The sequence below is a fragment of the Streptomyces sp. NPDC002536 genome (genome assembly GCF_053594995.1).
In genome coordinates this window covers 1-13,844 of sequence record NZ_JBSFWU010000007.1, presented here as the reverse complement: position 1 = coordinate 13,844, position 13,844 = coordinate 1, and the positions used below count along the sequence as shown (strand labels likewise).

Here is a 13,844-nt window from a genome sequence, read left to right as displayed (position 1 = left end):
CAGGCGCCCCCATACCCCCGGCGGCCCGGGAGACCCCAGCCGACCGGGTTGGCAACTGCAGTGCACCACTCCGACAGGAGAAGGAGACGCACGATGGCAACAGCAGTCGAAACCCGGAACCCCAGGGCCTGTGTGGCCCCGGACGTCTGGGAGCGCGTGGTACGGCTCATCATGCGCGACCACGAGATGGACCGTGATCTCGCCGATCGCACATTCGGCCAGACCGTCGCCTACCTCGTAACGTCCGGTGAACGCCCCGACGTTCACATGGGCCCGGCTCCGAGCGTCGACCTCGGTGTTCACTCGTTCGTGCTCGACACGATCAACTACGCGGCCTTCTGCAACGCGGTCGCCGGACACTACATTCACCACGTCCCGCACCTTCCCCAGGAGAACGGCAGCCAGTCGCCGTCGCTGAGGGACACCGTCCAGGCGATCAAGAATGCCGGGTTCGCCATCGACCACGAGCTGTGGAACGCCAGCGAATCCGACTGTTCCCAGTGCCACGCCGGGTGCAGCGACAGCCCGGTCGGCGGCAAGTAACAGCACGATCCGCCAGGTGAGGTGGCTCCCTCCGGGACCGGGGGGAGCCATCACGCGTGAAAGGAACCGCATGGAAGCAGTCGCCGCAGCGTGGGAACGGTACGCGGCAGGGAGGGCGCCCAGAAGGACCATGAACGCTGTGGGAGCCACCACGTGGCTGAACTGGACGCAGTACCCGGACCACGGCCCCAGCGAATCCCTGCTTGGCTCAGTGCATGGTCGTCGAGTGCTGGAGCTCGGCTGCGGTACGGGCTGCAACCTTGCCCACCTTGCGACTTTGGGAGCCGATTGTGTCGGCATCGACATCGCACCCAGTCAACGAGCCAAGGCGGAGGCGCGCTGGGGGGACCTTCCTGGCCTCACGTTCCAGACGGCAGAGGCGACGGAGTTTCTGACCGGTCACCCCGACAGCTTCGACGTGGTGCTGTCGATCTTCGGCCCTGTGTGGTTCACCAACCCGGCCACCCTCTTGCCACTGGTTCGGCAAAGCCTGTCACCCGGTGGCGTGTTCGCGTTTTCGCAACGGCCAGCCCGACCTGATCAGAAACCAAGGGGATCACTCCGAGAAGCACGGGCAGTGTCGCGTTGGGACTACTCGCCCCAGGAGTGGGCAACTCTCTTGTCCTCAGCCCGCTTCACCGACATCACAGCGGAGATCATCGGACCCCCAGCCAGTGAACGTGAAGGGACGCTGGTCGTACGCGCCGAGACATGAGGGGCACGGATCGCCCCCTGCACAAGCAACGAATACGCCCCCGGCTGCATCAAAGCCGGGGGCTTCTTCACTGAGTCAGAGGAGAGCGAGGAACGGGTTGTCACCAAGGGCGTGACCAGTTGACCGCTTCTTGGGCGTGGGGGCGGAAGAGGGGACCAGCCGGAGGTGCGGACGCTGCAGGGGCTCGGGCTGTGTGCCCGGGGCAACGGCTGGGCGCAAGTTCCTGGACAGCGTCTTCACCCTCACGGGCACCCGCTTCGTGCCGCCGCCCGCCGTGGTGGAGGTGGAGGAGTACGGAGAGGCTGCGTGAGCGGCGGTCTCCGGGGATGCGGCCCGTCGATTGACCGACCGACGACGGTCCTCACGCAGCAACGCCCCACCACACCGCCCACGGCACGAACCCGACCGCGGCCAGCCCGACCGGGGCCAGGCGCAGCCAGGACGCCCGGTTCGGTGCCGGTCGTCGGCGGCGGAGTGCGGCGGCCGAGGCGCAGGCGGACACCACCACGGCGACGGCGAGGCCCTGTACCACCAGCCACGCCGCCGGGCGGCCCCACACGACGGGTGTCGCCGCGCCGTCTCCCGCCACGTAGACGGCGAACGGGCAGGCCACCGTCGCCACGACCGCCAGCAGGCCGAGCCCGGCCGTCCACCGCGCCGGGCGCAGGACCGGGTCCCGCCGCAGGAGGGCGCTCACCGGGTAGGCGGCGAAGCCGAGGAGCAGCAGCGCCGGGGCGAGCCAGGCGTACCAGGCGTGGCCCGGTACGGGGGTCGTGGCGAGTGCCTGCTCCGGTGCGGGGGCGGCGCTCGACGCCGGTGGGTGGCCGGTGGCGACGGCCCGTACCCATGAGGTCATGGTCTGCACATAGCTCGGGGGCATGTCCCCCAGCTTCTTGCCCTGGAAGCGGGGGCCGCCGATCCGGTCGAACCCGTCCGACGTGCGGTGCCCGTTGTGGGCGCCGTCGGTGACGAAGCCGATGACGGAGTGCCGGTTGCCCGCACGGGCCAGGGCCTCGCGGAAGATCCGTGCGCTTTCCCGGGGCGGCACCTGTGTGTCGTGATCGCCCCACAGCGCCAGCACCGGGGGCCGGTGGAGCCGCTCCAGTACCGGCACGGGGTCGTAACCGGCCGCGGCGAACAGGCCGGTGGCGCCCATGAATCGGGCGGCCGGGCCGGTCACGGTGCGACGGAAGGGTCCGCCCACCCCGCGGTGGTGCAGATGCGTGGCGAGGTTCCAGGCCTGGGTGCGCAGCGGGTCGTAGCCGGGCCCGCCGATGGTGACGACGAAGGCGACGTCCGCCGAGCGCGACGCGGCCAGCGGCGCCACCCAGCCTCCCTCGCTGAGCCCCCACAGCCCGACCTGGCGTGGGTCCACCCCGCTCCTGCCCTGCAACAGCCGCACTCCGGCGAGCGCGTCGTCGGCCAGCAGGCCGAAGTCCCGGTGCAGCCGGGAGTAGTCGACGGTCCGCTTGTCGTAGACGAGCGTGGTGATCCCGGCCCGGGCGAACGCCTCGGCCTCCTGGCGGTACTCGACCCGGGGCCCCGGGCCCGAGCCGCCGACGAGCACGATGCCGGGTTCCGGGCCGGGCGCTCCGTCCTTGCCGAGGACGGTGCCGTGCAGGACGAGCCCGCCGCCGCCCCGGAAGGTGACCTCCTGGCGGACCAGACCGTCCCCGGCGGCGTGCGCCCCTGGCGCGGTCAGCAGGAGGAGGACGCCGGCCAACGCCGCGGACAGGGCGGCCAGTACGGTGCGTATCAGTGATGCGGACACGGTGTGCGTCCCCCTCGTGGTCGGTCGTCTGCCGAGTCAGTCGGTCTCGGGAATTCCGAGCAGCCGGACGAGCACGTTTCGCGCCTCGGGCGCTTCCTCTCCTTCCGGGGCCGAGTACCGGTAGAGAAGCGCGATGTACTCCTCGAAGAACGCACGGAGTTGACCGGGATCGACCCGGAGCGTGGCGCGCGAGAAGAGTGCCGCGTCGGCCCAGGGGCCGAGTGTGTCGCGTGCCTCCTCGAAACGCCGGGCGGAGTCGACCAGTTCGGCGAGGCTGTGCCGGTGCATCTCGGTCAGCGCCTCGCGCATCTGCGGCGTCTGCCGGCTGTACGGCGGGAACCGCCGGTCCCCCGGCACGGCCCGCCACCACCGCTCCCGCCCCTTCGCCAGCTCCGGGACCTCCTCGACGAAGCCGTGCTTGGCCAACTGCCGCAGGTGGTAGCTGACCAGCCCCGTACTCTCGCCCAACTCACGTGCGAGCGCGGCCGAATTGGCCGGCCCCCGGCGCAGGCATCGCTCGATCTTCTGCCGCATCGGGTGCGCGAAGGTGCGCAGCGCCTCGGCATCGGTGATCTCCCGGGCGGGCGGTTGTTCGGCCATGCCGGAAGGCTACGAGTTGCAAAGAGTGTTTGCAAGCAGTCCTTGCAACTCCCGGAGAGCAGCTGGCCGGATATCGTGGAGACAAGGGTCCGGTTCGCGGGGAGTGATGCAAGGCTGTGCGACAGCCCTCGCAAAGCGAGGGGTCGACAGCGGGAACTGCGCTGAAAGGGGCGGAAGATGTCCTTTCTCATGTCAGTGCTTGCCTCTTCCATGGCCGTGGCCTCGTCCATGACCGGCGTGACGTGCGACGGAACGGCCGTGCACGGCCGGTTCGAGTCCGCAGCCGGTGGCGGTACGTACCAGGCGGTGACGTTCGACGCGAAGGCCGTGCCCGAGGGCAGCCGCGTCGTGGTGCTGGAGAGCACCCACCGCGACGGCACCGAGATCGAGCTGCGCCTGCACGGTCTCCAGCCGGACCGTACGTTCGGCGCCCATGTCCACCAGAAGCCGTGCGGCACCAAGCCTGCCGACTCCGGCGCGCACTATCAGGACATCGTGGATCCGAAGCAGCCCTCGGCCGATCCGAAGTACGCCAACCCGGACAACGAGGTGTGGCTGGACTTCACCACCGACGGGCGGGGAAACGGCTCTGCCACGTCGTCCGTCGACTTCTTCTTCCGTGCAGGAGAGGCACGTTCGGTCGTCATCCATGAGCACGCCACCGAAACCAGCCCCGGTCACGCCGGAATGGCCGGCGCACGCCTGGCCTGCGTCAACGTGCCCTTCGGGTGAACCTGCCGGGGCACGCCCCGCCGTCCGGCCCCGCAAGGGGTAGGCCTTCCCCTTGGTGTCACCGCGTCCACGAAAGGCAGAGGCAACCGCTATGGCTGGGAACGACCTGGGAAGCCTGCTCGGCGGGTTGATCGGTGACGGGGAGGGCGGGTCCGGGAAGCTGCTCGCCACCCTGCTCGGCACGCTCGGGGACAGCGGGCAGCTCGGCGGGAATCCGCTGCAGGGGCTGGTGAGGGAGCTGACCGAGGGCGGGCTGGGGGAGCAGGCCCGGTCGTGGGTGGGGCCGGGCGCGAACACGGCCGTCAGCGGGCCCGAGGTCGCGCAGGCGCTGCCGTACCAGACGCTCGAACACGTGGCGCAGCAGGCGGGCTGCTCCCCGGAGCAGGCCGCCGACCGGCTGGCCGAGGCCCTGCCGAGGGCCGTCGACCGGCTGACACCGCAGGGGGAGGTGCCGCAGGGCGAGCTGGAGGACCTGATCAAGCAGCAGCTCTAGCGCCCCGTAAGGGGCGCGGGGAACTGCGCGAGCAACCACAGACGGCTCGCAGCCGACGGACCGCTCAGTCGGCAATCGAATCCTCTTCCGCGAACTCCGGCTCGCGGAAGAGCGGCCCGAAGGCCGTGGGGCGCGGCGCCGCCGCCGGGCGTCCCTGCTGCGGAATGCCCTTGGCGACCAGCCCGCGGTGATGCTCCAGCAGCCACTCCGGCGGCTGCACCAGCAGCAGCCGGAACTGCGCGACGCTCAGCGGGCCGGTGATCCGGCCCTCCGTGTCGTGCGACATCTGCAGGGCCTTCTGCACCTGCTTCGGCGTCAGCTGGGTCTCCGGCGTCCGGCCGAGGAAGTCGGCGGCGCGTTTGGAGATCAGGATGTCGGGATGGGTGCGGGTCTCGGGCGACATCGGGATCGGGCTCTCCTCGGCGGCTGCGTCCTCCAGCAGGCTGGATCTTCCGCGCGGGCCGCGCCCGAGTATTGCTATACGACCACCCGATCGGGTGAGCCCCTCCGTCCGGCTAGCTGCCCTGCTTCTCGAACGGGCTCGGCACCGGGAAGTAGCCCTCCAGGAAGGGGCTGATGAGCGCGTTGGTGCGCTGCAGGTCCTTCTCCGTCGAGACCGTGTCGTTGATGCAGAAGATGTCCAGGTCCCGGTGGGCCAGCAGCCGGTTGAGGCGGCGGGACGTGTTGGGGTGGGCCAGGTCCATGTACATGTAGCGCAGGTCGGACGGTATGGCCCGGCCCTGGTGGTACGCGTAGTAGTGGTGCAGCGAGGAGGCGACGGACAGGTCGTCGGGGCTGCGGAAGCGGGCCGCTGCGGTGGCCGCGTGGGCCTCGGCGTAGCGGTCCTCGATCTCGTCCAGCATGGAGCGCCGCAGCGCGTGCGGGACGTGCCGCATCTTCTGCGTGAGGGTGGTGGCGAAGCGTTCCTCCACCAGGGCCCTGTTGTTCTTGGCGGCCGCCGCGACGGGGGCGTCCGCGGGGCTGCGGTCGCCCAGCGGTACGAGGGCGGGGGAGAGGAAGAACTTCGTCAGGCCGTTGGAGAGGAAGAACGTCTGCGGGGTCAGCGGGTTGCCGAGGAAGACGTCGTCGTTGAAGTAGAGGAAGTGCTCCGACAGGCCCTCGATGTGGTGCAGTTGGCTCTCGATGGCGTGCGAGTTGAAGGTCGGCAGCACCTCGGGGTCGGAGAAGATCTCCTTGTGGCCGACCACCTGGATGCCCGGGTGGGAGGTGTCCAGCCAGGCGGGGGTCTGGTCGTCGGTGACCAGGAAGACCTTGCGCACCCAGGGGGCGTACTGGTGGAGCGAGCGCAGGGAGTACTTGAGCTCGTCGCGGCTGAGGAAGCGGGCGGCGTTCACCGCCTCCTCGTGGTGGGACTCGCTGCCGCCGGCCTCGCGCAGGGCGCGGGAGCGGCGCTCGGCCCAGGCGGGGTCGGCGCCGTCGACCCAGGTGTAGACGACGTCGATGGGGAAGGGGATGTCCTGCGGCAGCCGGATGGTGAACTCGGGGCGGGTGTGCACCGTGCGGTGGGGGGCCGCGGCGTCCTCGCCGCCGAGGGCGAGCGGTCCGGTGAAGAGCTCGGCGGGCGCGTCCACGGGGGCGGCGTCCGCCGCGACCTCCGCGGTGACGACGTTGCGGCGCGGGGCGACGAGCCAGGCGCCCTCGGGGCCGTTCTCGGGCTTCCAGTACTCGATGTCGCAGCCGTGCTCCTGGCCCAGCACCAGCTCGCCGTCGGCGAGGGTGCGGTACCAGGTGACGCGGGTCACGGGGGCGGACTGCAGCCGGCGCCAGGTGCCGTGGACGAAGCCGGGGTGCGGCAGGCCGGGGGCACCCTCGCGGCCGACGGGGGCGGCGTAGCCGGGGATGCGGCGGCACAGGCGGGCCAGCTCCTGCTGGACCCGGCCGCGGTCGGCGGCGGAGACGGCGACGGAGGGGGCCTCGCCCGGCTCCGTGCGCACGCAGAAGTGGTCGATGCCGGCGTGCTCAAGAGTGGTGCAGACGAGCGCGAGCGCGTCGGCGCGGGCGGCCTGCGGGGTGGGGGCAGGGTCGACCAGGGCGATACGGGCCTTGCCGTCGACGAGCACCACACGGGGCAGGGCCTCGTCGAGGTGGGCGGCGTAGCGGCGCTGGAGGACCTTGCCGCGGAGCTTCTGGCCGCGCTGCTGGAGGTCGAGCGAATTGGCCATGTGCTGCATGAGGGCGCCGCGGGTCTCCACGGAGACCCGCTGGGCTATCGCGCGCCGGGTGCTCGCGGGCAGGAGACGGCGGTAGGCCTTGACCAGGCCGGACTTCTCGGGGTTCGCGCGGGCTGCGGGGACGAGAGCTTCACCACGTCCGGGCAGTGACGACTGGGCTTCCGATGTCATGGCCGTTCCAGATCTTCCCGTGGTGAGCCGCGGTCGTGCGCTGTGGGGGCACCCTCTCTTGCTTACCGGCATGCCAAAGCGGTCTATGTCGGCAAACAGATCTCCAAGTAACTATCAGAGATGCTCAACTGGGTGCAATTTCCTTGGGGATCCCCCAGGGGCGCACTGTAGTGGCCCCGGAATGACGATCAGCTGTCGCGGCAAGGGCGGATGCGTTGCGGCGGGGTTTCGCGGGCTGCGGCACCCGTCCGAAAAATTTACCTTTCCTTTGATTGTAGACCCGTAACGGATCTCGGCCGCCCGGCCGGAACCGCTCCGCTCCACTTCGGGGGTCCGATTACCCTGTTGGGGTGGACTTCCAGATCATGACTCCCGAGGACCGGCCGAGCGCGCGCGGGGTACGCCCGTGAGCGCCCCCCGCCACGCCCTGCGCGTGATCAAGAAGTCCGCGCGCATCGCCCTGCGCCGCAGCCCCGTCCTGAAGGTCGGCGCCGCCGTGCGCGACGGTGTCCGCTCCGGCGTCGCGACCGGCCGCGACACCCTCGTCGACTCCGTGCTCATGCCCGCGGCCCACGGCTCCGCCGCCCGCGTCCGCTACGCGGCGGTCCTGGACGGCCACACCCTGAACCTGCACGCCGAGCTCCCGGCCGGCGCCCCCGAGGACGCCCCTGTCCGGCTCGTCCTCGCCCAGGGCGCCACGGAGCTGCGCGCCGAGGCCCGGGCCCACCGCGACGACGCCGGCCGGCCCTGCGTCAGCGCGACCGTGCTGCTCGGCGACACGATCGGCGGCCTGCCCCTCGGCACCGGCCGCTGGACCCTCGCCCTGGAACTGGACGCCGCCACGCCTGTCCGCCTGCGCCTGCTCGGCGACGGCGCGCCCGGCTTCTCCGGCCCCACCCGCGCCCTCGCCGTGTGCCCGCACACCGGACGGCGGCACCACATGGGCATCACCGCCTCCGGCCAGCTGCGGCTCACCGTCGCCCCCGCCCTCTCCCGGGCCGAGGTGCTGCGCATCGAGCGCTCCTTCACCGGGGCCGGCCTGCTCTTCGCCGTCCACGGCCCGGCCGCCGACACCGCGCGCGGTGCCCGGCCCGTCGTCGAGGTCGTCGAGCAGCAGCGCCGCCGCGTGCTGCGCCGCACCGCCGAACCCCTGCCCGGCGACGACAGCGCCTGGCGGGTCTCCGTCCCCCTCGCCGAGATGACCGGCACCTCCGGCCGCCAGGTCTGGACGTTCCGCCTGCCCGGCCGGAACCGCCGCGGGCGGGCACTGGACCTCGGCCGCCACGACCACGACCTGCGGACGCCCCGCAAGGTGCTCACCCCGGCCGCGTTCACCGTGCGCGCCGCGGACGGCACCTTCGTCCGCGTCAAGCCTCAGTACACCCGCCGCGGCGCGCTCCAGCTCGTCTGTACCCCGCGCACCTCCGTCACCCCATGACGGCCCCAGCCACCCGGACCGCCGCAGACCACGAAGGCCGCACGTGAAAATCACCTTTCTGCTGACCTACGCCGACCTGATGGGCGGCACCGAACGCGCCACGATGACCCTCGCCGAGCTGCTCGCCAAGCAGCACGACGTGGAGATCCTCAGCATCTTCCGCACCACCGGCGAGACGTTCTTCGGCAGCGGCGCAGTGCCCGTGCGCTACCTCGTGGACAAGAAGGGCGACCAGCAGCGCCCCGTCGAGCCCGACACCGCCGAGGGCATGGCCGCCGCCTACAAGCGCCTGGCCGCCACCCCCAGCGAACTGGTCGACGCCTCCTGGGAGTCGGACTTCAGCCGCCTCACCGACGTCGAGCTCACCGAGGCCCTGCGCACGATCGACAGCGACGTGCTGATCTCCAGCACGCCCGCGCTGATGGCCTACATGGCCCAGCTCGCCCCGCCGCACGTCCTCACCGTCCACTTCGACCACCGCGTCTCCGAGCTGCGCGGCCCCTCCGGCGAGCCGCTGCGGATGTACAGCTCCGCCATCGACGCCCTGGTCGCCCTCACCGGGGCCACCCGCGACTGGTTCGCCGAGACCCTCGGCGCCTGCGCCCCCCGCCTCGCCGCCATCGGCAACGCCCTGCCCAGCGGCTACCGCCCGCAGTCCACGCTGCAGACCCGCACCGTGGTGCTCGGCGCGCGCCTGGCCACCGAGAAGCAGATCGAGCACGCGGTGCGCGCCTTCGCCACCGTCGCCCTCGACCGCCCCCGCTGGACCCTGCGCATCCTCGGCGACGGCCCCCGCATGCGGGCGCTCAAGAACCTCACCAACCAGCTCGGCATCGCCGACCAGGTGCAACTCGTCGGCAGCACCCCCAACATGACCGAGGAGTGGGCGAAGGCGTCCGTCGCCATGCTCACCTCCCGCGTCGAGGCCTTCGGCCTGGTGCTCGTCGAGGCCCAGGCGGCCGGCGTCCCGGTCGTCGCCTACGACTGCCCCAACGGCCCCGCCGAGATACTCACCGACGGCCACGACGGGCTCCTCGTCCCGCTCGGCGACGAGACGGAACTGGCCGACGCGCTCGCCAAGTTGATGGACGACGACGAGCTGCGCAAGCAGATGGGCGCCGCCGCCCTCAAGACCTCCGAGCGGTACACCGACGGCGAGGTCGCCGACGAGTGGAACGGCCTGCTCAAGGAGCTCGCCGCCCACCGCGCCGGCGGCACGCGCACCGCCGACAAGGCCCGCCGCCGCACCCTCCAGGCCGCCGCCGACGCCCAGGGCGGCATCACCGGCGCCGCGGTCCCGCAGGGCATCGACCGCCCGCACTCCGACGTGGCCCACAAGGCCCACGAGGTCCGCATCGAGGCGGCCCGCCCCGACGTCAAGCGGGCCGGCGGCCAGATCTCCCTGATCCGGGAGAACACCACGCCGTTCGAGGTCATGCAGGACAACCTCGACCTCACGGTGGCGGTGCTGGACGAGCTGGGGATCCCGTACGTCCTCACCCCGAACCCGCAGCTGCGGCACTCCGTCCTCGTCGACGGCACCCACCGGAACGCGTTCCTGCGCGCCTTCGCCGAGCGCTACCGCGACGAACCCGTCTACGCCGGCTTCCTCAACGACCGCGGCGCCGTGCTGCGCACCGTCCTCGCCTCGTTCGCCACCTCGACGGCCGTCCCCGGCGACTGCAACATCGTCCGCGTCTTCCGGCCGGTGCTCACCGGCAAGGAGCAGCTGCGCATCAGCGGTATTTACGGCTGCAACATCGTGTTCTGGCAGGACACCGAGGACGACGAGACCACCGTCACCGTCCCCGCCGGCACCCGCTACGGCGCCACCTTCCCGCGCGTCGAGCTGGAGCGCACCGCCGACACCACCATCGGCGAGCGCAAGTACCGCACCGTCGAGGCGTTCACCAAGACCTTCGTCGACGACATCGACTTCCCCGTCGACGTCGTCTACACCTGGGTCGACGGCACGGACGAGGCCTGGCTGGAGCGCAAGGCCCGCACCCAGGCCGAACACGGCATCCTCGCCGCCGAGTCGGCCGGCAGCTCCGCCCGCTTCCGCAGCCGCGACGAACTGCGCTACTCCCTGCGCTCGCTGGACCTGCACGCCCCGTGGGTGCGCAACATCTACCTCGTCACCGACGACCAGACCCCCGACTGGCTCGACGCCGACCACCCCCGGGTGCACGTCGTCAGCCACCGGGAGATCTTCGGCGACACCGGGCGCCTGCCCTCCTTCAACTCGCACGCCATCGAGAGCCGCATCCACCGCATCGAGGGCATCGCCGAGCACATCCTCTACTTCAACGACGACGTCTTCCTCGGCCGCCCGATGAAGCCCGAGTCCTTCTTCCACGGCTCCGGCAAGGCCAAGTGCTTCATCTCGCCCACCGCCATCCCGGCCGGCGACCCGTCGCTCGACAGCGACCTCGTCTTCGCGGCCGCGAAGAACAACCGGGCCCTGATGGAGCGGGAGTTCGGCAAGACCATCGCCAACACCTTCCTGCACGCCCCGCACCCGCTGCGCCGCAGCGTCCTGGCGGAGCTGGAGGAGCGCTTCCCCGAGGAGGTGGCGCGCACCGCCGAGGCACAGTTCCGCAGCCGCGAGGACCTGGCGATCCCCTCGTCCCTGCACCACTGGTACGGGCTCTTCACCGGCACCAGCATGCCGGGCTCGGTCAGCTCCGCCTTCGTCAACGTCGGCCTGCGCGAGCACCACGTGCGCCTGCACCGCCTGCTGGCGCTGCGCTCCCACGACGTGTTCTGCATCAACGACTACCACGACGGTGACGTCCCCGAGGACGAGCAGGCCGACGCGCTCGCGGTCTTCCTGGACGGCTACTTCCCCGTCGCCTCCCAGTACGAGAAGGGCTCGGTGCGCAACCGGCGCTTCGCCCGAGAGGACGGATGATCGAGTGACGGGACGTCAAGGTTCCGGCCCCAGCAGAAGATTGGTGCTGTCCGCGATGGTCGCCCTGACCGCAGCAGGCTGCACGTCCGGCCACGGCAAGAAGCCCGAGGCGGCGAAGACCGAACCGGCCGTGCGCGCCAAGGTGACGGCCGGCGACGACGGCACCGGCGGTGCCGTCACGATGCAGATCATCGCCCACCCGGACGACGACCTGTACTTCATGAACCCCGACGTCCGTCACTCCATCGACGCCAACCACCGCGTGGTGAGCGTCTACGTGACCAGCGGCGAGGCCGACGGCCTCAACAAGGTGCCCGGCAAGAAGGAGAAGCCGAAGCCGGACTACGCGGGCTACGCCGGCTCCCGCCAGCAGGGCCTGCGCCAGGCCTACGCACTGATGGCGGCCGGCAAGCCGCTCGCCGAGTGGAAGCGCACCGTCCTGGACCTGCCCGGCGGCATCCAGTGCGAGATGGACAGCCTGGCCGACCACCCCGGCGTCACCCTGGTCTTCCTCGGCGTCGCCCAGCACACGGCGGACCAGGCCGACACCGGCGAGGGCCCGGCCGGGAAGAACCGAGCCGTCCCGCAGGACGACCCTCCCGGCAAGAAGGACACCAGCCTGTCGGACCTGTGGTCCGAACCGAAGGCCGCCACCCGCACCCGCGTGTCCACCGGCTCCACCGTCCGCGACGCCCGCCCCGTCACCCGCGCCGGACTCATCGACGCACTCGCGGGCGTACTGGACCGGTTCAAGCCCACCCTGGTGCGCACCATGGACCCGGACCCGGACATGCAGGTCCACGACCACAGGCACCGCCAGCACCACGACCAGGCCGGCTACTCCGACCACCCGGACCACACGGCGGTCGCCCTCTTCACCTACGCGGCCCTGGAGCGCTACCGCGGCCCGGGCGACGGCAAGCACTTCACCGTCACCGCCCACCGCGGCTACTACAACGAGCGCTGGCCGTTCAATCTGCCGCCCGGCCTCGTGCGCGGCAAGGCGGACGTCCTCAACGCCTACGGCGGCGACCCCTCCCTCGGCTGCGGCTTCGCCGCGGGCTGCGGCGACTACGACGTCGGCCGGGACCGCTCGTACGGCACCGGCTGGCTGCAGAGCACCACCGTCTGCTACCCCGGCACCACCACGTGGCTGCAGCGCGGGCGCGACGACCGGCTGACCGCGTTCGGCGTGCTCGACCAGCAGGCCGCGATGTGGACCGAGACCGCCCCCGGCAGCGGCCGCTTCGGCGCGCCCCAGCTGCTCGGCGGCGGCATGCTCGCGCCCGCCCTCGCCGTCTCGCAGACCAAGGACGGCCGCTGGCAGCTGTTCGCCGAGCGGTTCGCCGGACTGGGCGGGGACGCGGCGGGCAACCGCCGCGAGATCGTCGCCCTGGAGCAGGAGAGCCCCGGAGGCCGCTTCGGCTCCTGGACCTCCCTCGGCAACCCCGAGGCGGACCCGGTCCGCGGCCGCCGTGTGGGTGCGCCCGTGGTCGCCCGCAACGAGGACGGCAGCGCGCAGGTGTTCGTCCGAACCTGGGCCAAGGGTGTGAGCACCAAGCGCCAGGGTGCTGACGGGCGTTGGGACGAGAAGTGGACGGACCTGGGCGGCGCCGAGGTCCAGGAGGGCCTCAGCGCGGTCACGGGCACCGACGGCCGTATCCACGTGGCCGGTTCGGGCCACGACACCGTCCACCACTGGGCGCAGGAACGTCCCGGCGGCGACTTCGCCCTGGCCGAGCACGGCAAGCTGCCGGTGCCGGCCGACCCGCCGACGCTGCTGCCCCAGCCCGACGGCGGCCTGTTGCTGGCGTTCCGGCAGCCGAAGACGGCCAAGCCGCTGGCCTACCGCCTGGAGGGCAAGGACGGCAAGGACGGTCAGTGGAAGGAGCTCGCCCTCGGCCTCGCGGCCCGCGGCTACGGCGTGATGGCCGCCGCGGCGGACCCGGCGAAGGGCGACCGGGCGCTGCTCGTCAGCCGCAACAACGCCGGAAGTCTCAGTGCCAGCGGCCTCGGCGAGGGCACCCACCCGAAGTGGGCGACCTTCGGCGAACAGGCCGTGGGCGCACCGGCGATCGCCGCGGACGCCAAGGGGCGGCTGGTGGTTGCCGCCCTCACTCCGGAGGGCACGCTGCGGGTGACGCGCCGCTGAGCGCTCCGCGGGGAGCGCCGTGCGCCGTCTGCGGGCTCGTCTGGGGGCTGGTCGCGCAGTTCCCCGCGCCCCTTCCGGGCGCGATCACGCACCGCGCTTCCCCCGCGCCCCTGACGGGGCGCG

The 13,844-nt window shown here is 71.8% G+C and carries 11 protein-coding genes; 7 read left to right on the top strand and 4 right to left on the bottom strand.

Annotation, left to right across the window (positions count from 1 at the left end; genetic code table 11):
- The first annotated feature begins 93 nt into the window (after positions 1–93).
- Positions 94–543, top strand: coding sequence for a glycine-rich domain-containing protein (locus ACWD4B_RS04440; RefSeq protein WP_451419345.1), 450 nt, complete (start codon positions 94–96; stop codon positions 541–543).
- Positions 544–673: 130 nt separating this feature from the next.
- Positions 674–1,258, top strand: coding sequence for a class I SAM-dependent methyltransferase (locus tag ACWD4B_RS04435; protein ID WP_451419344.1), 585 nt, complete (start codon positions 674–676; stop codon positions 1,256–1,258).
- A gap of 361 nt (positions 1,259–1,619) precedes the next feature.
- On the opposite strand, the gene ACWD4B_RS04430 is transcribed toward ACWD4B_RS04435, so the two are convergent.
- Together ACWD4B_RS04430 and ACWD4B_RS04425 are read right to left on the bottom strand one after the other, a co-directional pair.
- On the bottom strand, positions 1,620–3,029 hold the full coding sequence (locus ACWD4B_RS04430; RefSeq protein WP_451419343.1) for an alpha/beta hydrolase family protein: 1,410 nt from the start codon (positions 3,027–3,029) through the stop codon (positions 1,620–1,622).
- Between the two features lie 36 nt (positions 3,030–3,065).
- The gene (locus ACWD4B_RS04425) at positions 3,066–3,629 is read right to left on the bottom strand and encodes an ArsR/SmtB family transcription factor (protein WP_451419342.1); all 564 of its coding nucleotides are present in this window, start codon (positions 3,627–3,629) and stop codon (positions 3,066–3,068) included.
- A gap of 189 nt (positions 3,630–3,818) precedes the next feature.
- Between ACWD4B_RS04425 and ACWD4B_RS04420 the strand changes: the two genes are divergently transcribed.
- Both ACWD4B_RS04420 and ACWD4B_RS04415 read left to right on the top strand, forming a co-directional pair.
- On the top strand, positions 3,819–4,361 hold the full coding sequence (locus ACWD4B_RS04420) for a superoxide dismutase family protein (RefSeq protein WP_451419341.1): 543 nt from the start codon (positions 3,819–3,821) through the stop codon (positions 4,359–4,361).
- A 91-nt stretch (positions 4,362–4,452) separates the two neighbouring features.
- Positions 4,453–4,854 carry a YidB family protein gene (locus ACWD4B_RS04415; protein ID WP_451419340.1) on the top strand — a complete coding sequence of 134 codons (402 nt, stop codon included), beginning with the start codon at positions 4,453–4,455 and terminating at the stop codon, positions 4,852–4,854.
- Between the two features lie 64 nt (positions 4,855–4,918).
- On the opposite strand, the gene ACWD4B_RS04410 is transcribed toward ACWD4B_RS04415, so the two are convergent.
- The gene (locus tag ACWD4B_RS04410) at positions 4,919–5,257 is read right to left on the bottom strand and encodes a hypothetical protein (protein WP_451419339.1); all 339 of its coding nucleotides are present in this window, start codon (positions 5,255–5,257) and stop codon (positions 4,919–4,921) included.
- Positions 5,258–5,369: 112 nt separating this feature from the next.
- The gene (locus ACWD4B_RS04405) at positions 5,370–7,217 is read right to left on the bottom strand and encodes a stealth family protein (RefSeq protein WP_451419338.1); all 1,848 of its coding nucleotides are present in this window, start codon (positions 7,215–7,217) and stop codon (positions 5,370–5,372) included.
- Positions 7,218–7,623: 406 nt separating this feature from the next.
- Between ACWD4B_RS04405 and ACWD4B_RS04400 the strand changes: the two genes are divergently transcribed.
- From ACWD4B_RS04400 to ACWD4B_RS04390, 3 genes are read left to right on the top strand one after another with little or no spacing between them, the layout of a single operon-like run.
- Positions 7,624–8,655 carry a hypothetical protein gene (locus tag ACWD4B_RS04400; protein ID WP_451419337.1) on the top strand — a complete coding sequence of 344 codons (1,032 nt, stop codon included), beginning with the start codon at positions 7,624–7,626 and terminating at the stop codon, positions 8,653–8,655.
- A gap of 43 nt (positions 8,656–8,698) precedes the next feature.
- The gene (locus tag ACWD4B_RS04395; RefSeq protein ID WP_451419336.1) at positions 8,699–11,569 is read left to right on the top strand and encodes a stealth conserved region 3 domain-containing protein; all 2,871 of its coding nucleotides are present in this window, start codon (positions 8,699–8,701) and stop codon (positions 11,567–11,569) included.
- A 43-nt stretch (positions 11,570–11,612) separates the two neighbouring features.
- Entirely contained in the window at positions 11,613–13,721 is a 2,109-nt protein-coding gene (locus ACWD4B_RS04390) for a PIG-L family deacetylase (RefSeq protein WP_451419335.1), read from the top strand.
- Positions 13,722–13,844: the final 123 nt, after the last annotated feature.

What these genes read in the sequence shown, in the direction of transcription:
- ACWD4B_RS04440 (WP_451419345.1), top strand. Translation starts at nt 94, where the DNA reads ATGGCAACAGCAGTCGAAACCCGGAACCCCAGGGCCTGTGTGGCCCCG.
- ACWD4B_RS04435 (WP_451419344.1), top strand. Translation starts at nt 674, where the DNA reads ATGAACGCTGTGGGAGCCACCACGTGGCTGAACTGGACGCAGTACCCG.
- ACWD4B_RS04425 (WP_451419342.1), bottom strand. Translation starts at nt 3,629, where the DNA reads ATGGCCGAACAACCGCCCGCCCGGGAGATCACCGATGCCGAGGCGCTG.
- ACWD4B_RS04420 (WP_451419341.1), top strand. Translation starts at nt 3,819, where the DNA reads ATGTCAGTGCTTGCCTCTTCCATGGCCGTGGCCTCGTCCATGACCGGC.
- ACWD4B_RS04415 (WP_451419340.1), top strand. Translation starts at nt 4,453, where the DNA reads ATGGCTGGGAACGACCTGGGAAGCCTGCTCGGCGGGTTGATCGGTGAC.
- ACWD4B_RS04410 (WP_451419339.1), bottom strand. Translation starts at nt 5,257, where the DNA reads ATGTCGCCCGAGACCCGCACCCATCCCGACATCCTGATCTCCAAACGC.
- ACWD4B_RS04405 (WP_451419338.1), bottom strand. Translation starts at nt 7,217, where the DNA reads ATGACATCGGAAGCCCAGTCGTCACTGCCCGGACGTGGTGAAGCTCTC.